Source organism: Sphingomonas phoenicis, assembly GCF_047238005.1.
Lineage (GTDB): Bacteria > Pseudomonadota > Alphaproteobacteria > Sphingomonadales > Sphingomonadaceae > Sphingomonas.
The window spans coordinates 2,926,872-2,951,696 of the sequence record NZ_JBDFMC010000002.1; the positions used below are offsets into that span (position 1 = coordinate 2,926,872).

The 24,825-nt window shown below is 69.7% G+C and carries 25 protein-coding genes; 14 read left to right on the forward strand and 11 right to left on the reverse strand.

What is annotated here, in order from left to right; all coding sequences use genetic code 11:
* Positions 1–6 precede the first annotated feature (6 nt).
* From cyoA to ABC319_RS14955, 7 genes are all read left to right on the forward strand, one after another.
* A complete protein-coding gene (gene cyoA, locus ABC319_RS14925) occupies positions 7–1,164 on the forward strand; it encodes a ubiquinol oxidase subunit II (protein ID WP_413070978.1) in 1,158 nt (385 codons plus the stop codon).
* Complete coding sequence (gene cyoB, locus ABC319_RS14930) at positions 1,164–3,161, forward strand: cytochrome o ubiquinol oxidase subunit I (protein WP_413070979.1); 1,998 nt, start codon at positions 1,164–1,166, stop codon at positions 3,159–3,161. Before cyoA ends, cyoB begins: the two co-directional genes overlap by 1 nt.
* On the forward strand, positions 3,158–3,784 hold the full coding sequence (gene cyoC / locus ABC319_RS14935; RefSeq protein ID WP_413070980.1) for a cytochrome o ubiquinol oxidase subunit III: 627 nt from the start codon (positions 3,158–3,160) through the stop codon (positions 3,782–3,784). The genes cyoB and cyoC overlap by 4 nt, the downstream gene beginning before the upstream one ends.
* Positions 3,781–4,158, forward strand: a complete 378-nt coding sequence (cyoD, locus tag ABC319_RS14940) for a cytochrome o ubiquinol oxidase subunit IV (RefSeq protein ID WP_413070981.1) — start codon at positions 3,781–3,783, stop codon at positions 4,156–4,158. Before cyoC ends, cyoD begins: the two co-directional genes overlap by 4 nt.
* Positions 4,155–4,856 carry an SURF1 family protein gene (locus ABC319_RS14945; RefSeq protein WP_413070982.1) on the forward strand — a complete coding sequence of 234 codons (702 nt, stop codon included), beginning with the start codon at positions 4,155–4,157 and terminating at the stop codon, positions 4,854–4,856. Before cyoD ends, ABC319_RS14945 begins: the two co-directional genes overlap by 4 nt.
* A 151-nt stretch (positions 4,857–5,007) precedes the next feature.
* Entirely contained in the window at positions 5,008–6,381 is a 1,374-nt protein-coding gene (locus tag ABC319_RS14950; RefSeq protein ID WP_413070983.1) for an ATP-binding protein, read from the forward strand.
* Positions 6,381–6,914 carry a response regulator transcription factor gene (locus ABC319_RS14955; protein WP_413071715.1) on the forward strand — a complete coding sequence of 178 codons (534 nt, stop codon included), beginning with the start codon at positions 6,381–6,383 and terminating at the stop codon, positions 6,912–6,914. Before ABC319_RS14950 ends, ABC319_RS14955 begins: the two co-directional genes overlap by 1 nt.
* Before the next feature lie 96 nt (positions 6,915–7,010).
* Here the strand turns inward: ABC319_RS14955 and ABC319_RS14960 are convergent, their stop codons facing one another.
* Together ABC319_RS14960 and ABC319_RS14965 are read right to left on the reverse strand one after the other, a co-directional pair.
* On the reverse strand, positions 7,011–7,451 hold the full coding sequence (locus tag ABC319_RS14960; RefSeq protein ID WP_413070984.1) for a hypothetical protein: 441 nt from the start codon (positions 7,449–7,451) through the stop codon (positions 7,011–7,013).
* Positions 7,452–7,578: 127 nt separating this feature from the next.
* On the reverse strand, positions 7,579–8,082 hold the full coding sequence (locus tag ABC319_RS14965) for a PilZ domain-containing protein (RefSeq protein WP_413070985.1): 504 nt from the start codon (positions 8,080–8,082) through the stop codon (positions 7,579–7,581).
* 197 nt (positions 8,083–8,279) lie between these two features.
* On the opposite strand from ABC319_RS14965, the gene ABC319_RS14970 reads away from it, so the two are divergent.
* Positions 8,280–9,065 carry an enoyl-CoA hydratase-related protein gene (locus ABC319_RS14970; protein WP_413070986.1) on the forward strand — a complete coding sequence of 262 codons (786 nt, stop codon included), beginning with the start codon at positions 8,280–8,282 and terminating at the stop codon, positions 9,063–9,065.
* Positions 9,066–9,080: 15 nt separating this feature from the next.
* On the opposite strand, the gene ABC319_RS14975 is transcribed toward ABC319_RS14970, so the two are convergent.
* From ABC319_RS14975 to ABC319_RS14990, 4 genes are all read right to left on the reverse strand, one after another.
* The gene (locus tag ABC319_RS14975) at positions 9,081–9,860 is read right to left on the reverse strand and encodes a hypothetical protein (protein WP_413070987.1); all 780 of its coding nucleotides are present in this window, start codon (positions 9,858–9,860) and stop codon (positions 9,081–9,083) included.
* Positions 9,857–10,081 (reverse strand): helix-turn-helix domain-containing protein, encoded by a 225-nt coding sequence (locus ABC319_RS14980; protein ID WP_413070988.1) that lies wholly within the window; start codon positions 10,079–10,081, stop codon positions 9,857–9,859. Before ABC319_RS14980 ends, ABC319_RS14975 begins: the two co-directional genes overlap by 4 nt.
* Positions 10,081–10,605, reverse strand: a complete 525-nt coding sequence (locus tag ABC319_RS14985) for a DUF2975 domain-containing protein (protein WP_413070989.1) — start codon at positions 10,603–10,605, stop codon at positions 10,081–10,083. The genes ABC319_RS14980 and ABC319_RS14985 overlap by 1 nt, the downstream gene beginning before the upstream one ends.
* A gap of 193 nt (positions 10,606–10,798) precedes the next feature.
* A complete protein-coding gene (locus tag ABC319_RS14990) occupies positions 10,799–11,524 on the reverse strand; it encodes a PEPxxWA-CTERM sorting domain-containing protein (RefSeq protein ID WP_413070990.1) in 726 nt (241 codons plus the stop codon).
* A gap of 265 nt (positions 11,525–11,789) precedes the next feature.
* Here ABC319_RS14990 and ABC319_RS14995 point away from each other — a divergent pair, with 265 nt between their 5' ends.
* The 3 genes from ABC319_RS14995 (at position 11,790) to ABC319_RS15005 (ending at position 16,360) form a co-directional block, all read left to right on the forward strand.
* Complete coding sequence (locus tag ABC319_RS14995) at positions 11,790–13,220, forward strand: amidohydrolase (RefSeq protein ID WP_413070991.1); 1,431 nt, start codon at positions 11,790–11,792, stop codon at positions 13,218–13,220.
* Between the two features lie 68 nt (positions 13,221–13,288).
* Positions 13,289–14,581, forward strand: a complete 1,293-nt coding sequence (locus ABC319_RS15000) for an amidohydrolase family protein (protein ID WP_413071716.1) — start codon at positions 13,289–13,291, stop codon at positions 14,579–14,581.
* Between the two features lie 426 nt (positions 14,582–15,007).
* Positions 15,008–16,360: a chymotrypsin family serine protease gene (locus ABC319_RS15005; RefSeq protein ID WP_413070992.1), complete on the forward strand. Its 1,353-nt coding sequence runs from the start codon at positions 15,008–15,010 to the stop codon at positions 16,358–16,360.
* Between the two features lie 75 nt (positions 16,361–16,435).
* Here the strand turns inward: ABC319_RS15005 and ABC319_RS15010 are convergent, their stop codons facing one another.
* Together ABC319_RS15010 and ABC319_RS15015 are read right to left on the reverse strand one after the other, a co-directional pair.
* The gene (locus ABC319_RS15010; protein ID WP_413070993.1) at positions 16,436–17,845 is read right to left on the reverse strand and encodes a UdgX family uracil-DNA binding protein; all 1,410 of its coding nucleotides are present in this window, start codon (positions 17,843–17,845) and stop codon (positions 16,436–16,438) included.
* A gap of 181 nt (positions 17,846–18,026) precedes the next feature.
* Entirely contained in the window at positions 18,027–19,274 is a 1,248-nt protein-coding gene (locus ABC319_RS15015) for a putative DNA modification/repair radical SAM protein (RefSeq protein ID WP_413070994.1), read from the reverse strand.
* Between the two features lie 97 nt (positions 19,275–19,371).
* On the opposite strand from ABC319_RS15015, the gene ABC319_RS15020 reads away from it, so the two are divergent.
* Entirely contained in the window at positions 19,372–20,130 is a 759-nt protein-coding gene (locus tag ABC319_RS15020) for an outer membrane protein (protein ID WP_413070995.1), read from the forward strand.
* Between the two features lie 159 nt (positions 20,131–20,289).
* Here ABC319_RS15020 and ABC319_RS15025 read toward each other — a convergent pair whose 3' ends face one another.
* Genes ABC319_RS15025 through ABC319_RS15035 form a run of 3 tightly spaced genes read right to left on the reverse strand, consistent with a single transcriptional unit; the run spans position 20,290 to position 22,294 of the window.
* Positions 20,290–21,027 (reverse strand): thioredoxin domain-containing protein, encoded by a 738-nt coding sequence (locus tag ABC319_RS15025; protein WP_413070996.1) that lies wholly within the window; start codon positions 21,025–21,027, stop codon positions 20,290–20,292.
* A gap of 20 nt (positions 21,028–21,047) precedes the next feature.
* Positions 21,048–21,725: a DsbA family protein gene (locus ABC319_RS15030; RefSeq protein WP_413070997.1), complete on the reverse strand. Its 678-nt coding sequence runs from the start codon at positions 21,723–21,725 to the stop codon at positions 21,048–21,050.
* Positions 21,725–22,294: a DUF721 domain-containing protein gene (locus tag ABC319_RS15035; protein ID WP_413070998.1), complete on the reverse strand. Its 570-nt coding sequence runs from the start codon at positions 22,292–22,294 to the stop codon at positions 21,725–21,727. Before ABC319_RS15035 ends, ABC319_RS15030 begins: the two co-directional genes overlap by 1 nt.
* A 26-nt stretch (positions 22,295–22,320) precedes the next feature.
* Here ABC319_RS15035 and ABC319_RS15040 point away from each other — a divergent pair, with 26 nt between their 5' ends.
* Positions 22,321–23,442: an A/G-specific adenine glycosylase gene (locus ABC319_RS15040; protein ID WP_413070999.1), complete on the forward strand. Its 1,122-nt coding sequence runs from the start codon at positions 22,321–22,323 to the stop codon at positions 23,440–23,442.
* Positions 23,439–24,821, forward strand: coding sequence for a serine hydrolase domain-containing protein (locus tag ABC319_RS15045; RefSeq protein ID WP_413071000.1), 1,383 nt, complete (start codon positions 23,439–23,441; stop codon positions 24,819–24,821). The genes ABC319_RS15040 and ABC319_RS15045 overlap by 4 nt, the downstream gene beginning before the upstream one ends.
* Positions 24,822–24,825: the final 4 nt, after the last annotated feature.

Genomic DNA, 24,825 nt, shown 5'->3' on the forward strand with positions numbered 1-24,825 from the left:
CCGGTCATGCGAACAGCCACGCCCCTTTATCGCCGGTTCGTCCCCGCGGCCCTGCCGCTTCTCGCCGGATGCAGCCATGCGGTGCTGAATCCGGCGGGTGACGTGGCGTTGCAGCAGCGCAACCTGATCTATGCGTCCACCGGATTGATGCTGCTGATCATCGTGCCGGTGATGATCCTGATCGTCGTGTTCGCGTGGCGGTATCGCCGGGGTAACGAGCAGGCGACGTACGATCCGCATTTCGATCATTCGACCAGCCTGGAACTGGTGATCTGGTCGGCGCCGCTGCTGATCATCATCGCGCTGGGTGCGCTGACCTGGTCGAGCACGCACCTGCTGGATCCGTTCCGGCCGCTGGACCGGGTGGCGGCGGGCAGGCCGGTGGCGGCGGGAACGAAGCCGATGCGGGTGCAGGTCGTCGCGCTCGACTGGAAATGGCTGTTCATCTATCCCGAACTGGGCATCGCGACCGTCAACGAACTGGCGCTGCCGGTCGATCGGCCGGTACGCTTCGACATCACGTCGACCAACATGATGAACAGCTTCTACGCGCCGACGATGGCGGGGATGGTCTATGCCATGCCGGGGATGCGCAGCACGCTACACGCGGTGCTGAACAAGCCCGGCAGCTATCAGGGCATGTCCGCCAATTATAGCGGCGCGGGCTTTTCCGACATGAAATTCAAGCTGTTGGGGCTGGATCGCAGCGGCTTCGACCGCTGGGTCGCGCAGGTGCGGGCGAGCGGGCGGACATTGCCGACCGATGCGTTCCTGCGGCTGGAGCGACCGAGCGAGAAGGTGCCGGCGATGCGTTTCGCGGCGGTGCAGCCGGGGCTGTTCGACAAGGTCGTCGAACGGTGCGTACGGCCGGGCACGCCGTGCATGAGCGACGTGATGGCGCGCGACCGGCGGGCCGGTGGCGGCGATCCGCACGACGTTCGCGCGGGCGCCGGTATGCCGCAGGGCCGCGACGCGCCGCCGCCGACGGGCGAGAAGGCGGAAGGTGCGCTGTTCAAGGATACCGACGAGATCGCGCCGGCGCCGAACGTCACCAAACCGCGCAAACCGGGCGCGCCGGGTTCAACCGACCCGAACAGCCCGCGCAATCGCGACATGTCCTTTCTCCAGAAGCCGACGCACGGCGTCGCCGGGGTTCTCGCCTGATGTCCGACCATCTGATCAAGACCATCTTCGGGCGGCTGAGCCTGGAGTCGTTCCCGATCCACGAGCCGATCCTGCTCGGCACCTTCGCCGTCGTCGTGCTGCTCGGCGCCGGGCTGCTGGGCGCGGTGACCAGGTACCGGCTGTGGGGCTGGTTGTGGAGCGAGTGGTTCACCTCCGTCGACCACAAGAAGATCGGCATCATGTACATGATCCTGGGGATCATCATGCTGCTGCGCGGGTTCGCCGATGCGATCATGATGCGCCTGCAACAGGCGATCGCGTTCGGCGGCAGCGACGGGTATCTGAACGCGCACCATTACGATCAGGTATTCACCGCGCACGGCACGATCATGATCTTCTTCGTCGCGATCCCGCTGGTCGTCGGGCTGATCAACTATGTCATGCCGCTTCAGATCGGCGCGCGCGACGTGGCGTTTCCGTTCCTGAACAATTTCAGCTTCTGGCTGACGGTGGCGGGTGCGCTGCTGGTGATGGTGTCGCTGTTCGTCGGCGAGTTCAGCCGCGCGGGCTGGCTGAACTACGTGCCGGTCGCGAACCTGCAGAACTCGCCCGATACCGGCCCCGACTATTATCTGTGGGCGCTGCAGATCGCGGGGGTGGGCACCACCCTGTCGGCGATCAACATGGTGACGACGATCATCAAGATGCGCGCGCCCGGCATGACGATGATGAAGATGCCGGTGTTCTGCTGGACCGCGCTGTGCAGCAACGTGCTGGCGGTGGCCATTTTTCCGATCCTGACCGCGGCGTTCGCGCTGCTGATGCTGGACCGGTACGTCGGCACCAACTTCTTCACCAACGATCTCGGCGGCAATCCGATGATGTACTGGAACCTGGTGTGGATCTGGGGCCATCCGGAAGTGTACGTGCTGGTGCTGCCGGTGTTCGGCATCTTTTCCGAGATCACGTCGACCTTCTCCGGCAAGCGGCTGTTCGGCTATACGTCGATGGTCTACGCCACCGTCGTCATCACCATCCTGTCGTTCCTGGTGTGGCTGCACCATTTCTTCACGATGGGATCGGGCGCCAGCGTCAACAGCTTCTTCGGTATCGCCACGATGGTGATCTCTATCCCGACGGGCGCGAAGATCTTCAACTGGCTGTTCACGATGTACCGCGGGCAGATCCGGTTCGAGCTGCCGATGATGTGGGTCGTCGCGTTCCTGCTGACCTTTACGGTCGGCGGCATGACGGGCGTGCTGCTGGCGGTGCCGCCGGCCGATTTCGTGCTGCACAACTCGCTGTTCCTGGTGGCGCATTTCCACAACGTCATCATCGGCGGCGTGGTGTTCGGGCTGTTCGCGGGCATGACCTACTGGTTTCCCAAGGCGTTCGGTTTCCGCCTCGACCCGTTCTGGGGGAAGGTGAGCTTCTGGGGTTGGGTGATCGGGTATTGGGTCGCGTGGACGCCGATCTACATCGTCGGGCTGATGGGGACGACGCGGCGGGTGCGGCATTTCGACGACCCGACGCTGCAATCCTATTTCATCGTCGCGATGATCGGCGTGCTGATCATCGCCGTCGGGATCGCGGCGTTCCTGATCCAGATCGCGGTAAGTATCCGCAATCGCGAGGCTTTGCGCGACACGACCGGCGATCCGTGGGACGGCCGTACGCTGGAATGGGCGACGACGTCGCCGCCGCCTTCGTATAATTTCGCGTTCACGCCGGTGATTCACGACCTGGATGCCTGGTACGACATGAAGGGGCGCGGGGCCGCGCATCCGACCAGCGGATACCGGCCGATCCACATGCCCGGAAACACCGGTACGGGCGTGATCCTGTCAGGGCTGGCGCTGGTGCTGGGGTTCGCCATGGTGTGGTACATCTGGTGGCTGGCGGCGGTGGCGTTCGTCGCGCTGATCGGCGTCGGCATCGGCCACACCTTCAATTACGACCGCGATTACCACATCCCGTCCGAGGAGGTGACCGCGACCGAGCACCATCGCCTCGCGGGCGGCGGGAGCCTGACATGAGCAGCGTAGCGACGACCGACGAGCCGACCTTCTACCTGGTCGAGACGGAGGACCACGATCACGGGACCGGCGGCGCCACGGCGCTGGGGTTCTGGATCTACCTGATGAGCGACGCGCTGATATTCGCCACGTTGTTCGCGACTTACGGAGTGCTGAGCACCAGTTACGCGGGCGGGCCGGCGCCGCGCCAGATCTTCGAACTGCCGCTGGTGGCGGTGAACACGGCGATGCTGCTGCTGTCGTCGATCACGTTCGGGATGGCGGCGATCGAGGTGGAGGCGGGGCGGCTGCGGCCGGCGCAGGTGTGGCTGGGCGTCACCGCGCTGTTCGGCGCGGGGTTCGTCGGGATCGAGCTGTACGAATTCTCCACCCTGATCGCGGAGGGTGCAACGCCGCAGCGCAGCGCATTCCTGTCGGGCTTCTTCGCGCTGGTCGGCACGCACGGGCTGCACGTGCTGTGCGGGCTGATCTGGATCGCGGTGACGCTGATCCAGCTGGGCAAGTACGGGTTATCGCACGACAACAAGCGCCGCGTCATGTGCCTGGGGATGTTCTGGCACCTGCTGGACGTCGTCTGGATCGGCGTGTTCACCTTCGTCTATCTGCTGGGAGTGCTGCGATGAGCGCCGATCACGATGCCGCGCTGCACGCCGGCGACGCGGGCCATGGCCACGCCTCCCGCAAGGGTTATCTGATCGGCTTCGCGCTGTCGGTCGTGCTGACGGCGGTGCCGTTCTGGCTGGTGATGACCGGCGTGCTGGCGAGCGCACCGGCGACGGCGCTGGCGATCATCGCGCTCGCGTTCGTGCAGATCGTGGTGCACACGCTGTTCTTCCTGCACGTCAACGCCAAGGCGGAAGGGGGGTGGACGCTGCTGACGCTGATCTTCACCACCGTGATCGTGGCGATCGTCATATCGGGATCGCTCTGGATTATGTTCCATCTTAACAGCAACATGATGCCGATGGACGCGGGCGGCATGACCGAGATGCGATGAAGCGGATCCTGTTCGCCGCGCTGTGCCTGATGCTCGCGATCGGCTTTGCCGCGCTGGGCGTGTGGCAGGTCGAGCGGCGGGCGTGGAAGCTGGCGCTGATCGACCGGGTGGAGGCGCGCATCCATGCCGCACCGGCCGCGCTGCCGCCGCGAGCGGCATGGGGCGGGGACCTGGTCTATACCCGGATTCGAATAAACGGTACGTTCGATCACCGGGCCGAGACGCTGGTGCAGGCGGTGACCGATTACGGGCCGGGGTGGTGGGTGATGACCCCGTTTCGCACCGTCAACTGTACGTTGACCGTCAACAGAGGCTTTACGCCGTCAGACCGGCGCGATCCGGCGAGCCGGGCGGCGGGGCAAGTCGCCGGGCCGGTGACGATCACCGGGCTGATCCGGGCGAGCGAGCCGGGTGGTGCGTTCCTGCGATCGAACGATCCGGCGAACGACCGGTGGTATTCGCGCGACGTCGCCGCGATCGCGCGGGCGAAGGGATTCGGGAGCGGCGGTTCTGCATCGGGCTGCGTGGCGCCGTTCTTCGTCGATGCGGATGCGACGGCCAATCCGGGCGGGTTGCCGATCGGGGGGCTGACGGTGATCGCGTTTCCCAACAACCATCTGGTCTATGCGCTGACGTGGTTCGGGCTGGCGGCGTTGTCGCTGGGAGGCATGGTGATGGTGTGGCGGAAACGGGCGTGATGGGGGTGGGTGCTGCGGTCTTCGTCGAGCAGGGCCACCCCGGCGAAGGCCGGGGTCCAGCAGGGGAACGGCCGCGATCGAGCCACTGCGACTTTCCCAACGGGGCCCCGGCCTCCGCCGGGGCGGAGCATGGGGGTGAAGCGCGCGCCTGTTGTCCGGCGTCGCGGCCGGACGGACTGATGCCGGTGCGGCGTCGGAGGGGCGCGGCGTGATGGATGCGCCGTTGCTGGCGCTGACGCGGCGGGGGGACGTGTCCGTCGACGGACCGTCGCCCGAGGCGACGGCGGCGGACAATATGCGCCAGCTGGTGCAGCTGCGCTGGCTGGCGGTGGGCGGACAGCTGGTGACGATCCTGCTGGTCCGCTTCGCGCTGGACGTGCCGCTGCCGCTGGGGCCGATGCTGGCGGCCGTCGCGGCGCTGGCGGTGGCGAACCTGGCCAGCCTGGCGCTGCTGCCGCGCCACCGGGTGACCAATATCGAGATCATGGCCGCGCTGCTGGTCGACATGGGCGTGCTGACCGTGCAGCTGTACCTGAGCGGCGGGGCGGGCAATCCGTTCGTGTCGCTGTACCTGCTGCAGGTGGTGCTGGGCGCGATCCTGCTGGAGGCGTGGTCGGCATGGGTGCTGATCGCGGCGACGGCGGCGTGCTATGCCGGGCTGACGGTGAGGAGCGTGCCGCTGGTCTATCCCCGCGGACTGCTGGCCGATACCGCCGACCTGTATACGACGGGGGCGTGGATCAGCTTCGTCCTGATCGCGACGCTGCTGGTGATGTTCATCGGCCGGATCAGCCGCAACCTGCGCGCGCGGGACCGCTATCTGTCCGACCTGCGCCAGCGCGGCGCGGAGGAGGACGGGATCGTGCGGATGGGCCTGTTCGCGAGCGGCGCGGCGCACGAGCTGGGCACGCCGCTCGCCTCGCTGGCCGTCATCCTGAGCGACTGGCGGCGGATGCCGCGGATCGCGGGCGACGCGGAGCTGGCGGGCGAGGTGCGCGAGATGCAGGCCGAGGTGGAGCGGTGCAAGTCGATCGTCACCGATATCCTGCATTCGGCGGGCGAGCCGCGCGGCGAGGCGATGGAGAGCATCCCGGCCGGACCGTTCCTGGACGCGGTGGCGATGGAGTGGCGTGCGACCCAGCCCGCCGTCCCGTTCGGCTATATCCGCGAACTGGGCGGCGCGGCGGTGGTGGCGGGCGCGTCGCTGCGCCAGGCGATCTGGAACCTGCTGGACAATGCGGCCGAGGCGTCGCCGGGCGGGATCGAGCTGATGGCGGAGCGGCACGACGGCGAACTGGCGATCGCGGTGCTGGACCGGGGCAGCGGCTTCACCGAGACGCAGCTGGGCGGGATCGGCAAGGCGTACCAGTCGAGCAAGGGCGCCGGGCACGGACTGGGACTGTTCCTGGCGAGCAACGTCGCGCGGCGGCTGGGCGGGCGGCTGGAAGCGGGCAACCGGCCGGGCGGAGGCGCGCGGGTGGCGCTGGTGCTGCCGGCGGTGGCGGGGCGGACGGAGACGCGATGATGGACGGCGAGCGCCACCTGCTGATCGTCGAGGACGACGCGACCTTCGCCCGCACGCTGCAACGGTCGTTCGAGCGGCGCGGCTATACCGTGCAGCTGGCGGCGGGGCCGGGCGAGCTGGATGCGCGGCTGGCGGGGTTCTCGCCCGGTTACGCGGTCGTCGACCTGAAGCTGGGGACGGCATCGGGGCTGACCTGCGTCGAGCGGCTGCATGCGCACGATCCGGCGATGCTGATCGTGGTGCTGACCGGGTTCGCGAGCATCGGCACCGCGGTGGAGGCGATCAAGCTGGGCGCGTGCCATTACCTGGCCAAGCCGTCGAACACCGACGATATCGAGGCGGCGTTCAACCGCGCGTCCGGCGACGCCGCGGTGCCGATCGACGGGCGGACGACGTCGATCAAGACGCTGGAATGGGAACATATCAACGAGACGCTGGCGGAGACCGGCTTCAACATCTCCGAGACCGCGCGGCGGCTGGGGATGCACCGGCGGACGCTGGCGCGCAAGCTGGAGAAGCGGCCGGTGAAGTAGGGCGGGAGGTTGTCCCAGCTGCCCCCGTCCGCCCGTTTCAGGCGGAAGCGGGACCCGGCTCAAGGCCGGGGAGACGGAGTGTGATCGACGTCCGGCTCAGCCGTGGTCGGTCGCGGGACGACCGGCGTAGTCGCGATAGACGTGGAGCTGCTGCACGATCGCGAACTCGCGGATCAGGGCCAGCCGGATCTGGTCGGCCATCGCGAGCGTCGCGCGGCGATAGGTCTCGAACCCGCCCGAGGCGCCGGCACGGGCCGCGGCGTCATAGGCGCGATAGTCGTCGGACAGGGTGATGCAGTCCGCCTTGAGCGCGGCGGCGGCGGCGGCATCGTCGCCGTCACCGGCAACGATCGGATCGTAGACGTCGTGGTGCTTGAACGCCTGATACGATGCCAGCGATTCGCCGATCCCGGCGCGGCTCTCGTCGAGCGATGCGGCCGGCGGCGCGACGGGCGCGGTCAGCAGCACGCGCGCGTCGTCCAGCCGGTCGAGAATGCCGGTCTGGTGGTCACGGAACGCGGCAGCGATGGTACGCACTACGATGATGCTCCTGATTTTCTTCGACTCGGAAGGCTGAACCTGCCTTGCGCCCGCGAATGTCCATCGAACAGCAGGAATTTGCGGTCAGCAGCGCAGAAACGGGACTGAGCCGACGCCGGATGCGTCACCGTCCCGATCCGGCAAGGGCGAGGCCGATCACCGCGAGCGGTCGCTGGAGCAGATCGAAGGCGGTGCCGGCCATCAATGCCGCACCGCCGAGCGCAGCGGCGCCGAGCCCGGCGAACTGGAGCAGGCGCGATGCGTGGCGGCTGCGGTCGGCCATGCTGCGGCCGGAAGGCTGGTCGCGGGGGCGGTGGCGGCGATCCTGCGGCGGGCGATAGTCGGCGAGCGCCGGTCGCGCGACGATCGCGTCGACATCCATCCGGTCCTGCGCGAGCACGCCGAAATGGTCGCCGCTGCTCCACACCGCCCGCCCGACGATGATATGGGCGTCGCGCCGGATCTCGACATAGGTGCCGCGCCGGACGGCATGGCCGCTGCGGATCAGCAGGCCGCGCGTCGAGATGTTGCGAATCGAGACGTCGACCCAGCCGCCGCCGGTCCGCATCCGCGCGGGCAGCAGGACGGCGCGTCGCGGCTCACGCTGGCGCATGGCGATGTCCGGCAATTGCCATGTCCGGACGATCGCGCGACAGGGTTGCCGGAAGATTAGCGCCGCGCGCGGAGCCGGCGGCGATTCGACCAAAGTCGCAGGCGCGCGGCCCGTGGTGCGGGCGGATCGCGGAAGCGGTGGGCGGACGACGCCCGCTGCGCTAGACATGCATGACAGGCGGGCAGCGATCCGCGGGAGCGAGGAGAGCGCGCATGAGCTATACGACGATCAGGCTGGAACAGACCGGACGGGTCGCGACGCTGACGCTGGACCGGCCGGACCGGATGAACGCGCTGACCCCGACGCTGTTCGCGGAGGCGACCGATGCGATCGACCGGGCGGTGGCGGACGGTGCGCGCGCGCTGGTGATGACCGGGGCGGGGCGCGCCTTCTGCTCGGGTGCCGACCTGATCGGGGATGGCGGCGGGCCGTCGCCCGACCGCGACCTGGGCGAGTCGCTGGACCGCGACTACAACCCGTTCGCGCGCAAGGTGGCCGGGCTGGACATCCCGGTGGTGACCGCGATCAACGGGCCGGCGGTGGGTGCGGGACTGGGGCTGGCGCTGCTGGGCGACATCATGGTGATGGCGCGATCGGCCTATGGCCTGCTCGCCTTCGTCAATATCGGGCTGGTCCCCGATGCCGGATCGACCTGGCTGGTGGCGCAGGCGGTGGGCCGGGCGAAGGCGCTGGAGATGGCGCTGCTGGGCGAGCGGCTGTCGGCGGAAGACGCGCTGGCGGCGGGGCTGATCACCCGGATCGCCGAGGACGACGCCTGCCTGGCCGAGGCGCAGGCGATCGCGGCGCGGCTGGCGGCGGGGCCGGCGGTGGCGGTGGGGATGATCCGCCGGCAGGTGGCCGCCGCGCTGACCGCGACGCTGGACGAGACGCTGGCGATCGAGCGCGAGAACCAGCGCGCCGCCGGCCGTACCCGCGACTTCGCCGAGGCGGTGCGTGCGTTCGGCGAGAAGCGCGCGCCGGCGTTCGAGGGGCGGTAGGCGGCTAGAGCAGTTTCAGTCCAGCGGGCGTTCCCAGCCGCGCCAGCCGGGACCGTCGTGGAAGCCGACGTACAGCGCCGACCCGACCAGCGCGGCGAAGAGGCCGACGAACAGGCCGTCCCACAGCATGGCCAGCCAGACGAGCGGCACGGGCGCGCCGATCGCGAGCTTGTGGTTCGCCATGTGGAGCAGCTGTGCCGGGCCGAACGCGACCGCCAGCAACAGCAGCATGAACAAGGCGCGCGGGATACCGGCCGTCGCGCTCCAGCGGAGCGTCGATCGCCCGTCGCCGAGCAGCGCGCCGACGATATAGACGAACAGGATCGCCTGCACGACGGTGGAGGCGAGATCGAGCGCGGGGGCGAGCGGCGCAGCCTGCGTCTTCAGCCACTCGGTGAGGAACGCCGTCGCGGCGATGGCGACGAGGCCGAGCGCCAGCCGCGCGACCATCGGCCAGCCGGGACGGACCAGCCGCGACAGGCTGCACCCCACCGCCCAGAAGCGCGCGACGGCGAGGATCGCGAGCCAGAAGCCGGCGATCTTGGCATAGCCGAAGCCCCAGCGCAGCGGATCGTTGGCCAGCGCGCGGAACGCGTCGGTCGAGGCGAACATGCCGAGCTTGATCTCGACGACATGCTGCGCGAGTTCGGGCACGATCGCGAGTGCGACGAGGAGCGGCGCGGCGACGATCGCGCGGCCGCCCAGGCGATAGGTCTTCAGGATGCGGCGCGCGGTGCCGAGCAGGGCGCTGCTCGCCCGGCCGGATGGCGCGGTGGTGGCGGTGGTCGTGGTCATCGGTCTTCCCCCTCTTCGGCGTCGTCGACGCGCAGGATGTCGCCGGGCTGGCAGTCGAGCGCGCGGCAGATCGCCTCCAGCGTTGAAAAGCGGATCGCCCTGGCCTTGCCGGTCTTCAGGATCGACAGGTTGGCGAGCGTGATGTCGACGCGGGTGCTGAGCTCGGTCAGGGTCATGCGCCGGGCGTGGAGCAGGTCGTCGAGCCGGATGCGTACCGGCATCAGATGGTGCCGGCCAGATCGTCGCGCATCGCGGCACCGGCGGCGAAGACGCGCGCGAGGACGAACGCGATCAGCACCGCGAGCCAGCCGGTGAGCGACGGTTGCCAGTCGAGCACCTCCACCCCGTGGCGCTTCCCCCACCACATGGCGGCGCCCATCGCCAGGTCGATGACCTGAAGCGCCAGCATGGACCAGCCGACGACGCGCAACCGGGTGGCATTGGCGGTGGCGAAGGGATCGCCCGCCCCGATCGTCGCCAGCATCGCGGCGAGCGCGGCGAACAGCCGCTCGACCGGCCAGACCGCGACGCAGCCGGCGACGCAGAGCAGGCGGATGAAGACGACGACCTCGCCGGCATCGATCGCGGCGCCGTATTTGCGGGCGATCTGCGCGGTGAGCGGGGCGGCGAGGACGAACGTGCCGGCGAGCGCGAGCAGGCCGGCGGCGAGGAACAGCCAGTTGGCCCAGCGGAGCGCCCGCACCAGCCAGGTGAAACCGCCGACCAGCTTGTCCCGTCGCATCATGTTCTCCCTCTTCGATGAGGGAGATCGTGTCGCGATTATCGATAAAAGGCAAGTGCCATATTGTTTATCGATGTGCATCGGTGCGAGCCGCCGCAGCGAAAGGGCGGCATCGGCCTGAGTCCACCGTCGCGAAAACGAGAAAGGCCGCCGGGTGGATACCCGACGGCCTTTCCCCATGCCCTTGGGAGGGAGATCAGGCGTAGGCGACCTTGGTGCCGCGGCGGCGGTAGCGGGCGGCGCCGCCGACCATGCCGAAACCGACCAGCATCATCGCCCAGGTGGCCGGCTCCGGCACGGCGGCGACGGTGGCGGCGGTGACCGAGCCGAGCTTGAAGCCGTCGACGTTGCGGTCCGGGTTGGCGGCGGAGGCGGCGATCAGCCAGATGTTGCCCGGCGTCGAGAAGTTGTAGGTCTGCGTCGCCTTGCCGTTACCGGTGATGTTGGTGCTGCCTGCGAAAAGCGAGAGCAGGCTCGAGTTCAGATCCTTGTTCCAGGCGCCGGTCGCCGTGCCCCAGGCGACGGTCGAGTCGTTGTCGGCGATACCGCTGATGTTGAACGCGTTCAGCACCGACGAGGTCAGCGTCACCGCCTGGCTGAACTGCAGCACGACGAAGTCGATGCCGTTCTGGTTGTCGATCGTGTGGGTGTTGTTGTTGACGTTGTCGTACGCGTTCACCACGCCGAGACCCTGCGCGTAGTTCTTCAGCGACGAGCTGTAGGCGGTCGAGCTGTTGTACACGGTCCATGCCGATGCCTTCATCGACAGCGCTTCCTTGCCTACCGTCGTGCTGTAGGTCTGCGCCGATGCGGAGTTGACGGTGCCGGCCTTCGTCGTGTCGAAGGTGAAGCTGGTCGCCGACGCGGGAACGGCGGCAACAATCGTGGTGGCGGCGGCGGCGATGGCAAACAACTTGTTCATGATGTGCGTCCCTCTGTTCTGTGTTGCGTCGAATTCTGTTGGGACATCCTTTCGTTCAACTTCCGGTTTGTCGCAATATGGCAAAATACTCCAGTTTTCCCGCCGCGAAACAGAAGATAGTTAATGGTCGGCGTTGTTAACTTCTTGCATCGTTTGCAGCACGCGCCCGCTGTTCCGCCGTCGCTTCCGTCGCTTTCGTCGATGCGCGGTGGACGGTGGGGCGGCACCTGCCTATCGTTCCGGCCAGACGATATCGGGGGATTACATGGCGGCACGGATCTGGGCGTCGACGGCGATGCTCGCCATCATGCTGGCGGGATGCGCGAGCAGCGGCGGGGCGAAGGACCGGCCGGAGACCGCATCGAGCAAGAAGGCGCCGGCACCGGGGCGCAACAAGGGATATGCGCATGATCCCTTCCCCTCCACCTACCACGTCTATCCCGGGGTGCCGACGCTGGTGACCGGCGTGACGATCTATGACGGGGAGGGTGGCCGGATCGAGCGCGGTTCGGTGCTGTTCGCGGACGGCAGGATCGTCGAGGTGGGGCAGACCATCCAGGCACCGGCGGGCGCGACGGTGATCGACGGCACCGGCAAGTGGGTGACGCCCGGCATCATCGATATCCACAGCCACCTGGGCGATTATCCCAGCCCCGGCGTCGATGCCAATTCGGACGGCAACGAGGCGACCGACCCGGTGACGGCCGACGTGTGGGCGGAACACAGCGTCTGGCCGCAGGATCCCGGCTTCGGCCGGGCGCTGGCGAACGGGGGCGTGACGACGCTGCAGATCCTGCCGGGATCGGCCAATCTGTTCGGCGGGCGATCGGTGGTGCTGAAGAACGTCTATGCCCGGACGATGCAGGCGATGAAGTTCCCGGGCGCGCCATATGGCCTGAAGATGGCGTGCGGCGAGAACCCCAAGCGCGTCTATGGATCGAAGAACCGCAAGCCGGCGACGCGGATGGGCAATATCGCGGTCGACCGGGCGACCTGGGCCAGGGCGGCCGAGTACAAGCGGAAGTGGGACAAGTACGAGGACGACGGCGGCGACCCGCCGGCGCGCGACATCGCGATGGATACGCTGCGCGGCGTCCTGTCGGGCGAGATCCGGGTGCAGAACCACTGCTACCGCGCCGACGAGATGGCCATCGTCATGGATATGGCCAAGGAGTTCGGGTACAAGGTGACGGCGTTCCACCATGCGGTGGAAGCGTACAAGATCGGCGACCTGCTGAAGCAGAACGACACCTGCGCCGCCGTCTGGGCCGACTGGTACGGGTTCAAGATGGAGAGTTACGACGGGATCGGCGCCAATCTGGCCCTGCTGGAAAAGGCGGGGGCGTGCGCGATGATCCATTCGGACGACGCCAACGGCATCCAGCGGCTGAACCAGGAGGTGGCGAAGGCGCTGGCCGCCGGGCGGCGCGCGGGGGTCGACGTGTCCGACGCGGCGGCGTGGCGCTGGCTGTCCTATGCCCCGGCCAAGGCGCTGGGGATCGAGGACCGGACCGGCAGCCTGAAGCCGGGCAAGATGGCGGACGTGGTGCTGTGGAACGGCAATCCGCTGAGCGTCTATACCCGGCCGGAAAAGGTGTGGGTGGACGGCGCGCTGCTGTACGACGCGATGGACCCCAACCGGCGACCGGTGAGCGATTTCGAGCTGGGCCAGCCGGGCGAAGGAGACGTGAAGTGAAGGGCTCCTTTTCGGCAACGCGCCGTGGCGCGTTCGGCGGCACCGGCCCGACACGCGATCTTCCTCGCATGTTCAAGCTGGCGCTTCTCGCCGCCGCAGCGCTGGTATCGGCGCCCGTTGCCGCCCAGACGATCGCGATCACCGGCGGTACCGTGGCGATCGGCGACGGATCCCAGCCGATCGCGGGCGGCACGGTGGTGATCCGCGACGGACGCGTGGTCGCGGCCGGGCGGGGCGTGGCGGTGCCGGCGGGCGCGCAGACGGTGGATGCGACCGGCAAGTGGGTGACGCCGGGGATCGTCGCCGGGATCGGCAGCCTGGGGCTGGTCGATGTCAGCGGCGTACGCGACAGCAACGATTCGAGTGCGCGGACCTCGCCGTTCAACGCGGCGGTGGACGTATCGACCGCGATCAACCCCAACGGCGTCATCATCGGCAACGAGCGGGCGGGCGGCGTGACCCGCGCGATCGTGACGGCGGATGCGGCGGGATCGATCTTCGCCGGGCAGGGCGCGATCATCGACCTGGGCGACGATCCCGATCCGGTGACGAAGCCGCGCGCCTTCCAGTTCGTCGAGCTGGGCGAGACGGGCGCGAGCCGCGCGGGCGGCAGCCGGCCGGCGGCCTATGCCGCGCTGTACGACGCGTTCGAGCAGGCGGCCGATTTCCGCCGCAACCCGGCGGCGTTCGGCGGGCGGAGCAGCGACGCGCTGCTGAAGCGGGCGGATGCCGCGGCGCTGTTGCCGGTGCTGGACGGCGCGATGCCGCTGGTCGTCCATGTCGAGCGGGCGAGCGACATCCGCCAGGTGCTGACCCTGCCGCGCCGCTTTCCCCGGCTGAAGCTGGTGCTGGCGGGCGCGGGCGAGGGATGGATGGTCGCGGCCGAGATCGCGGCGGCGAAGGTGCCGGTGATGGCCAGCGCGATCGCCGACCTGCCCGCCTCGTTCGAGCAGCTGGCGGCGACCGAGAGCAATGTCGGGCGGATGCAGCGCGCGGGCGTGACGGTGGGCGTGCTGTTCGACGGCAGCGGCGGCGAACACGGGCTGACCCAGTTCGCCGGCAATCTGGTGGCGATCGGCAAGATCCCCGGTGCCGCCGGGCTGGACTGGGGACAGGCGTTCGCGGCGATCACGTCGAAGCCGGCGCAGGTGATGGGGGTGGACGACCAGATCGGCTCGCTGCGCGCGGGCCGGCGGGCGGACGTGGTGCTGTGGGACGGCGATCCGCTCGAGCTGTCGTCGCTGCCGGTCGCGGTGTGGATCGACGGCAAGCCGCAACCGACCCGCTCGCGCCAGAACCGGCTGCGGGACCGGTACCTGACGCCGGTCGAGGGGGCGTTGCCGAAGGCGTATAGCCGGTAGGGCGGTGTTTGCGCGCGGGCGGGGATCCGGCGTTCGCTTGCGCCCGCGGCCGAAGGCACTGGGCTCCCGCCTGCGCGGGAGCACGGGCGGGGGTGCGTCATGCGGTGACGGGGTCGGTCGTTGCGACACACTCCTGCGCTACCCGAAGGAGGGCGGGCCGCTGCTGAATTCCTTGGTCATCGCGGTGAACGCCGGAACCTGGAGTGCGACTCTCCCGAGATGAAGCACCACCCCGGCGAAGGCCGGGGTCCAGTCAGGATGGCCGTGGTGATCGAAGGCGAACCTCCCCCAACTGGGCCCCGGCCTTCGCCGGGGAAAGAGGGGGGGGCGGAGAGACAGGCGATCTCCCCTCCCCTTCAGGGGAGGGGCCTTGTAGCAGGCATGCCATTCACGAGCCGTATATCGCCTGTCCGGCATGGCAGGCCGGTGCCCGACCTGTTGCGATCGACGATGTTGCTGGCTGCCCTTGCGTTCGGGTTGCCGGCCGCCGCCGCCCCCCTGCGCATCCAGTCCGCCGGGGAGGCGCTGGCGCAGGATGCGGCGGCCTATGCCGCGGTGGAGGGCTTGCCGCTGGACGAGGCGGTGCGGCGGGTGCGGGCGCAGGAGGAGAGCGTGGCGGCGACCGACGCGCTGGCGGCCGAGTTCCGCACCCGGCTGGCGGGGATCGCGATCGACCATGCGCCGTACCGGATCGTCGTGCTGCTGACCGGCACCGCGCCGGTGGCGCCGCGCATCCTGGCGGCGGGCGGGATGACGGTGCCGGTGATCTTTCGCACCGGCGCGCTGGCGACGCGCGAGCAGCTGGTCGCGGCGCTGGCCACGCATCAGGCGGCGATCCGCGCAGCCCTGCGCCGGCCGCCGGGGATCGGGGTGGATCCGCGCAGCGGACAGCTGGTGGTGATGGTGTCCCCGGCCGATCTGGTCGACGAGGATGCCGCCTCGCTCGCCACCCGGCTGGCGGCGATCGCCGGGGTGCCGGTGCGCATCCGGGTGATCGGGCGGCCCGACCTGGAGGTGCCCGAAGCGGACATGGCGGCGGCACAGGATCCGCAAGGGGAGGCGGCCGCGCCGGTGCCCGGTCCGGCGCGGCTGGCGGTGGTGCGCGGCGGCGGACGGGTGGTGGGGATCAACCCGGTCGATGGCCGGCGCTATGCCTGCACGACCGGTTTCGCGGTGACCGACGGCGTGCGCGCGGGAATGGTGACCGCGGCGCATTGCCCGGACGAGGTGCGCTATATCGACAAGGGCGCGGACGACGTGTCGCTGGATTTTTTGGGCCAGTGGGGCTGGGCCCATCGGGACGTGCAGCTGCACGGCACGGCGGCGCCGGCCGCGCCCTTCTTCTACGCCGACACGGCCAAATCGCTGGTGCGGCCGGTGGAGGCGGTGCGGCGGCGCGCGGCGACACGGGCCGGCGACCTGGTGTGCCACCGCGGCGAGCGGACCGGCTATAGCTGCTCGACCGTCGAGCTGACCGACTTCGCGCCCGCCGGCGACCTGTGCGGCGGGCCGTGCACGCCCACCTGGGTGACGGCGTCGGGGCCGACGTGCAAGTCGGGCGACAGCGGCGCGCCGGTGTTCGTCGGCACGACCGCGCTGGGGATCGTAAAGGGCGGCAGCTACCGCGCGGATGGCAGCTGCGTGTTCTATTTCTACATGTCGACCGATTACCTGCCCGACGGGTGGCGGGTGATGATGGCGCCGCTCGTTGCGCCTTCCGTTCAACGTGTCGTCCCGGCGGAGGCCGGGGCCTGGCCGGGGCACGCTGCGATCCGGTAACCGGAGCCTTTCCGACCGGGTCCCGGCCTGCGCCGGGGTAGAGTCGGTCAGGGGTGCTGGTGGGTGCGGGCCGGCTTACGTCACAAGTGCGTGGGCGGCCTTCAGGTCGTCGACGAAGCGGGCGAATTCGTCCTCGGCCTGCGCCTTGTCGGGGAGGCGCAGGAGGTAGCTGGGGTGGACAGTGATCCACGCGGTGCCGCCGTCGGGCAGGGTGAGCGCGCGGCCGCGTTCGCGGCCGATCGTGACGACGCGACCGAATAGCGAGCGGGCGGCGGTGGCGCCCAGCGCGACGGTGACCTGCGGGCGGACGATCAGCTGTTCCTGTTCGATCCACCAGCGGCAGGCGTCGATCTCGCCACCGCCGGGTTTGGAGTGGATGCGGCGCTTGCCGCGCGGCTCGAACTTGAAGTGCTTGACCGCGTTGGTGACGTAGACGCGGCTACGGTCGACACCGGCGGTGGCCATCGCCCGGTCGAACACCTGCCCGGCCGGGCCGACGAAGGGACGGCCGGCGAGATCCTCCTGATCGCCCGGCTGCTCGCCGACGAACATCATCGCGGCATCGACCGGGCCCTCGCCGAACACGGTCTGCGTCGCGGGCTTGTAGAGCGGGCAGCGGGTGCAGCCGGCCGCCTCGTCGCGCAGCGCCTCCCACGCCATCAGGCTGTTGCCGCCGATGCCGCCGTCGCGGGGGGCGGCGCGTGCCGTGTCGATCATGCCGCTCTCCCGCGCCTGCGCCCCTGCGATCAGTTGCGGCACCAACGCGGTTTCGGGCATGTTTTTCCAGTATTTGCGCGGCATCTCCTTCAGCATCGCGCCGATCTTGACGCGGGCGGGGTTGAAGATCGACGCGTAATAGGTCTTCCACACCTCCTCGGTCGGATCGCCGTCGGGCGCGTCGCCCTTCGCGGCGCCGGGCCCCTCGGACAATGCCTTGCCGTCCCAGTGGAGCGACACCGCCGGCGTCAGGATCGACCAGCGCATGCTGGCGAAGCGGTTGACGAAGAAGGCGGCGTTGCTGCGGACGATGTGATGCTCGGGCTCGAACCAGGCGACGAACCGCGGCGTGCCGTCGTCGTCGGCGACCTCGCGGAAGCGGAGGAAGGCGCGCATCTTGTGGACGTCGCGGCGGACCTGCTTGGCCAGCTCGTCGAGCCGGCGGACGAGGCGATCGGCGCGGTCGTCCATCAGCTTCGGCTCGCGGCGGAGGCGGAACAGGAGGGTGTAGATGAGGGCGAAGCGCTCGGCATCGTTCGACAGGATCGCGCTGCGGGCAAGGTCGATGAAGGCGCGCGGGACCGAGAAGCCGGTGGCCGACGGCGGCGGGGCGGGGCGGCCGTTGTCCTCGCCCGCGAACAGGTCGGTGGGAACGTCGCCGACCTGCCAGACGACGTCCTCGGGCGGAACCTCTGCCGCGGCGAGATCGCGTGCGGCATCGCGCCACGCGTCGAAATCGTCGGGCTGGGGGAGGGTTACGACGCGCATGGGATGTCGCGCCTGACCTTCCGGTAAACGGTGCGGCGACCGCCTGCTCCCTTGCCGTCATCCCGGACCCGATCCGGGATCCCGCTGTTCCACTTTCCGCTGCCGGCTGCGGAGGAGCAAGCGGGATCCCGGCTCAAGGCCGGGATGCCGGGTGAGGGGCCGGGAGCGACACGCCGTGCCGTCACGCCGCGAAGAGTTCCAGCTGTTGCTTCTTCGGGGCGACCAGCGGTTTCAGTTCGGCGCGATCGGTGAGGAGGACCGGGCGCCAGTCGTCGGTGACGATGAAGGGACGCAGTTTGGCGATCGAGACGGTCAGGCGCGCGACGTCGTCGAGGCGGAGGCGGCGCCAGCGGCGGCTGGTCAGGATGCCGTTGACCGCCTTCACGCCCAGGCCGGGGACGCGCAACAGCATCTCGCGCGGGGCGCGGTTGATGTCGACGGGGAAGCGATCGCGGAACTTGAGTGCCCAGGCGAGTTTCGGATCGATGTCGAGCGGGAGCATGCCGGTGGCGTCGTCGGCGGCGGCGACGACCTCGTGCGGCTGGAACTCGTAGAAGCGCATCAGCCAGTCGGACTGGTAGAGGCGATGCTCGCGCATCAGCGGCGGACGCTGCAGCGGCAGCACCGCCGATGCGTCCGGGATCGGGCTGAACGCGGAATAATAGACGCGGCGGAGGCCGAACCGGTCGTAAAGGGTCGAGGCGCGCCTGACGATGTCGCCATCAGTCGCCGCATCGGCGCCGACGATCATCTGGGTCGACTGGCCGGCGGGGGCGAAGCGGGGGGCGGACTTGTACTTCTTCGTGGCGTCGCGATTGTCGGCGATCGACGTTTTCACGTCGGCCATCGCCCCCTCGATCCGGGTGCCGTCTTTTTCGGGGGCGAGCCGCTTCAGGCCGCCGGCGGTCGGCAGCTCGACGTTGATCGAGACGCGGTCGGCGTAGAGCCCGGCCTGATGCACCAGTTCCGGATCGGCGTCGGGGATCGTCTTGAGGTGGATATAGCCGCGGAAATGGTGATCCTCGCGCAGCGACCGTGCCACCTCGACCATCTGTTCCATCGTGTAGTTCGAGGATTTGATGATCCCCGAGGAGAGGAACAGCCCCTCGATATAGTTGCGCTTGTAGAAGGAGATGGTGAGGTTCACGACCTCCTGCGCGGTGAAGCGGGCGCGGCGGACGTTGGAGCTCTTGCGGTTGATGCAATAGTGGCAGTCGAAAATGCAGCTGTTGGTCAGCAGGATCTTCAGGAGCGAGATGCAGCGGCCGTCGGGGGCGTAGGCGTGGCAGATGCCCATCCCCTCGGTCGAGCCCAGCCCCTTGCCGTCGCGCGAGTTGCGCTTCTGCGTGCCCGACGAGGCGCACGAGGCGTCGTACTTGGCCGCATCCGCGAGGATCGCCAGCTTCTCGCGGGTGTCGAGTTGCGCCATCGCGTTCGATATACGTTCCCGCACCCCCGCCAGCAAGGCGGGAACGTCCGCGATGTCCGATGCTTATCACCTGGATCAACAGGGAAGGTGGTATTCGATGCGGGCTTTGGCGATGCTGGCGGGAGGGATGACGGCGCTCGGCGGGACGATGATGGCGGGCCCGGCGGGGGCGCAGACCTTTATCGACGTGTTCGCCGGGCGATCCTTTCCCGAGAAGACCGCCGCGACGATCACCGCCGACGAGGCGCGGGTGAACGGCACGATCGTGCCGGCGCAGTTGCGCATCGACGTCGAGAGCCTGGAGCCGACCCGTTCGACCAGCTACGGCGCGCGGGTGGGGCACTGGTTCGGCGCGTTCGGGATCGCGGTGGACGCGGCGACGCTGAACCCCGACGTGAAGCGCCAGACGATCCGGGCGACCGGCAACCTGCGCCTGGACGAGGAGCTGTTCGGCGAGGAGGTGGTGATCGACCCCGGCGACTCGGTGTCGGTCGACATCCCGCGGGTGAAGGTGCCGACCACCGCGACGATCGCCGCGCTGGCGATGGTGCGGATACCGCGCGGCGGGGTGGAGCCTTATGCGTTCGCCGGGCCGGCCTATCTGATCACCGACAGCGACATGAGCGGCGACTGGGGCCTGCGCGCGGGCGGGGGCGTGAAGCTGATGCTGACCCGTTCGATCGGGCTGTTCGGGGAATATCGCTACACGCGGGTGTCGGCGGATGCGGTGGCGGGCCGGATCGGCGGGACGGTCAGCGGCGACCGTGGGAGCGTCAGCGGGACGACGGGCGATATCCGGGTCGACCTGAACGTGCGCAACCACAGCGCGGTGGGGGGCGTGAGCTTTTCGTTCTAGGGCGGATCGACGTCTGGTCGCCCGGCCGTCATCCCGGACCTGATCCGGGATCCCGCTGGTCCTGCTTTCGCCGAGAAGCGGGGCCCCGGCTCGAGGCCGGGGCGACGGAGGGAGGGGTTGGCGGGATCTCGCCGGCGGAGCAATCGCCGGCTGCCGGGCTTATGCGCCCGCGCGCTTCAGCGCGGCTTCGAGCTGGGGCCAGGTGACCACGCCCTGCACGTTCTCGCCGTTGATGAGGAAGGTGGGGGTGCCGGTGACGGTGCCCGCCGCGGTCGCGGTTTCGGTGGGCTTGGCGATCGCCTCCAGCTTCTTGCCGTCGGCGAGGCAGGCGCGCGCCTTCGCCTCGGGGATGCCGCGCTGCTTGATGAAGTCGATCGCGCCGATCCGGTCGGCCAGCGTGCCGACCGCCTGGATCGGCGTCTGCGACTGCAAGGCCTGCTGGGTGGCGGGGTCGAGCGCCTGGAGCTTGTCGAGGAAGGTCGACTGGACGGCGTAGGTCTGTTCCAGGATCGGGAAGAAGGTCGCCTCGCTGCCGCAGGTGCCGAGCAGCGCCAGCGCGATGTCGGGCGCGCCGTGGACCATATAGTCGCGGAATTCGAAGCTGACCTTGCCGGTGGCGACATAGTTGTTGGTCAGCGGCTGGAACCCCTCACGCGCGAAGGCGCCGCAGGTGGGGCAGGTGCGCGAGCCGTATTCGACCAGCTTGATCGGCGCATCGGGATTGCCCATCCGGTATCCCTCCTCGGTCTTCGCCACCGTCTCGGTCCAGTTCTGGCCGGCGGGGGCGGGGACGGCGGCGACGGGGTCGCCGGCCGGGCCGCTGGCATTGCCGCCGGCGCCGTTGCCGGAGCAGGCGGCGAGCATCATCGCGGCGGCGAGGGGGAGAACGTGCTTCATCGGATCACTCCTGGGAAAATTCAGCGGGCACCGGCCGCGGCGAGCGCGGGCTGGACCTGCGACCAGCCGCCCGGGGGCAGCAGCTTGCCGTTGAGGAAGAAGGCGGGCGTGCCGGTCACCTCCGCCGGCACCTTCGCACTCAGCGCGAGCAGCCTGTCGAGCGCGGGCTGGTCGGCGAAGCAGGCGGCGACCTGCGGCTCGGTCAGCCCCTGTGCCCTGGCGACCGCGGTCAGTCCGATGCCGTCGGCGAGCTGGCGCAGCGCGACCGGGCGGGGCAGCTTGTCCAAACGCTCGCCATTGGCCTGTAGCCAGGTCTGCGCCTGACCCATCCAGCGGTCCTGCGCGGCGAAGACGGCGAGATTGGTCGCGGCGAAGCGGCGCGGGCCGGCGCAGCGGACGGTGATCGCCGCCGCCAGATCGACCGGATCGCGGATCAGGTGGCGCAGTTCGAGGCTGGTCGAGCCGGAACGGATCAGCCGGTCCTTCAGCACCGGCGCCGATTCGACGGCGAAATGGCCGCAATGCGGGCAGGTGTAGCTGGCCCATTCGACCAGCTTCACCTTGGCGGCCGGATTGCCGACGACATAGGCGCCGTCGGCGTTCATCGCCGCGACCGTCGACCAGTCGCGCGCGGGTGCCGCGGCCGTTACGGCCGGGGCGAGCAGGAACAGGGCGAGCAGGCCGGGTTTGAGGCGCATCAGGATACTTTCGGAAGCCCGCGGGTCGCCGCGACGCCCGCGGCCAGCGATTCCAGCACCGCCCGGAGTTCGGGATCGGCGATCGATTTCAGTCCCTCGCCCATCTCGTCGGGCACGGCGCGGACGGACGGCGGGGCGCGACGCAGCGGCCGTGCGGCGGCGACCTCTCCCTGGCGGATCTGGATGCGGGCGACGGCGGTATAGCCGAAGAAGCGGTTCACCCGCTCGACGATCTCGGGCACGACGTGCTGGATCATCACCGCATAGGCGCCGTGGACGGTCAGGGTCAGCGTGCCCTCCGCCTTTTGCCCGACCGGGAAGCGGATCGATTCGGGGGCGGAGGCGCGGGCCAGCTTCTCGCCGACGATCTCGGGCCAGCGGCTGACCAGCGACGACTGGACGAAGCCGAATCGGCGAAAGGCGGCGCCGCCGATCGACGGCAGCAGTTCGGCCACCGCGCGCGAACGGTTCGAGCGCACGGGCTCGGCCGGCGGCGCCTTGCGCGCCGGGGCGGGCCGGGTCGCGGCGGGTCGCTTGATGACAGGGGGGGCGCCGTCGCGCTTGCTCATGCCGATCCCCATGCCATAGCCGACCGGTGGACGCCAAGCGCTCTTCCGCCCGGACCGCCCCCCTCGGCGACCCCAACGTCGCCGCCGACCTGCTGCGCTGGTACGACGCGCATGCCCGCGACCTGCCGTGGCGGGCGAAGCCGGGCGAGGCAGCGGACCCGTACCGGGTGTGGCTGTCCGAGGTGATGCTGCAGCAGACGACGGTGGCGACCGTGCGCCCGCGCTTCACCGCATGGGTGGCGCGCTGGCCCGACATCGCCGGGCTGGCGGCAGCCGACGAGGGCGAGGTGATGGCCTCCTGGGCCGGGCTTGGCTATTATGCGCGGGCCCGCAATCTGGTGAAGGCGGCGCGGGCGATCGCGGGCGAGCATGGCGGCCGCTTTCCGACGACCGAGGCCGGGTTGCGCGCGCTGCCGGGACTGGGCGCCTATACCGCCGCGGCGGTGGCGGCGATCGCGTTCGGCGAGCGGGCGGTGGTGGTCGACGCCAATGTCGAGCGGGTGGTGGCGCGACTGTTTTCGATCGAGACGCCGCTGCCCGCCGCGCGCGTGCCGATCCGCGCGGCGGCGGACACGATCACGCCCGACCTGCGCGCCGGCGACTTCGCGCAGGCGATGATGGATCTGGGATCGGGCATCTGCACGCCGCGGCGGCCACGCTGCCTGCTCTGCCCGGTACGCGCGCACTGCCGCGGGTTCGCGGCAGGCGAACCGGAGCGGTTGCCGGTGAAGGCCGCCAAGAAGGCGCGGCCGGCGCGATTCGGGACGATCTTCTGGCTGGCGCCGGTCGGCCCGTCCTCTCCTGCCGGGATGGGCGAAGGGGGAGGGGGCGGCGCGCATGTCTGGCTCGTCCGCCGGCCGCCCAGGGGGCTGCTGGGCGGGATGCGGGCGCTGCCGACCGGGCCGTGGCGCGACGAACCGCCGCTGCTCGCCGAGGCACCGGCCGATGCCGCGTGGCGCGTCCTGCCTAAGACGGTGTCGCACGGCTTCACCCATTTCGACCTGACGCTGTCCCTTGCGGTCGGGCGCGGAACGCCGCAGGGCGACGGAGAGTGGTGGCCGGTCGCCGACATCGAGGCGGCGGGGCTGCCGACGCTGTTCGCCAAGGCCGCGCACGCGGTGCTGGCCGAGATGGAGAGTGACCGATGATGCGGAATGCCCTGCTCTTCCTGACCCTGCCGCTGATCGTGGCGGCGCCGACCATGGCGCAGCAGCCGCAGCCGCAGCCCCAGCCCCAGCCAAGGGTCCAGTCCGCACCACGGCCGCCGCTGCCCCGCACCGCCCCCGCCGCGAGGCTGCTGCCGAACATGCAGGCGCTGTTCGACGGGTATGTCCGCGACGACAAGATGCCGGGCATCGTCGGTGCGTTCGGGGTGGGCGATGCGCCGACGCTGTTCCCCGCCGCCGGCCGGATCGCCGACGATGCCGGAGCGGCGGCGGCCGGGCCCGACTCGCTGTGGCGGGTCTATTCGATGACCAAGCCGATCACCGGCATGGCGGCGATGATCCTGGTCGAGGACGGCAAGCTGCGGCTGGACCAGCCGATCAGCGACTTCTTTCCCGGTTTCGCCCGGATGCGCGTGCTGACCAGCCCGGACACCAGCCTGGATTCGGTGCCGGCGACGACGCCGATCACCGTCCGCCACCTGCTAACCCACACCGCCGGGCTGGGATACAGCATCATCACCAAGGGGCCGCTGCTGAAGGAATATGAGCGGCTGGGCATCGTGCCGGCGACCGTCAACGCGACAGTCGAGGCGAAGGCGCGACCGACGCGTCCCGCGACGCTCGCCGCCTTCGCCGAGCGGGTCGCGACGCTGCCGCTGATCGCCGAGCCGGGGACGAAGTGGAGCTATTCGATCGGGCTCGACGTGCTGGCCGCGGTGGTCGAGAAGGCAAGCGGCGTGCCGTTCGAGCGGTTCGTGCAGACGCGGATCTTCACGCCGCTGAAGATGACGTCGAGCTACTGGACGGTGCCGGCCGCCGAGGTGGGACGGCTGGCGACCAATTACTCCTTCACCGGCGACGTGCGCGCGCCGATCGATCCGGCGGCGACCTCGGTCTGGCTGCGGCCGCCCAGCTTTCCCTATGGCGGTGCCGGGCTGGTGATGTCGGCACGCGATTACGACCGCTTCCTCCACATGCTGGCCGATGGCGGCAGCCTGGACGGCGCGCGGGTGATGAAGCCGGAGACGGTGCGACTCGCGATGTCGAACCTGCTGCCCGCGGGGGTGACGTTCGGGGGGATCGGCGGCGGTACCGGGGGCACCAACGCGCCGGTGCCGATGGGCTTCGGCGCGGGCGGATCGGTGTATCTGGCGGACGGGCCGGGCGGGTTCCCGGCCAAGGGCACCTATGGCTGGGGCGGCGCAGCGGGCACGATCGCGTTCGTCGATCCGGTGAGGAAGGTGCGCGGCACGGTGATGGTCAATTACTTCCCGTCCGACAAATACCCGTTGCGCGAGGAGATGGGCCGGGCCTTGGTCCGGGATTCGATGCGGCTGCACGGGACGGCGGCGCCGCGGTGACGGG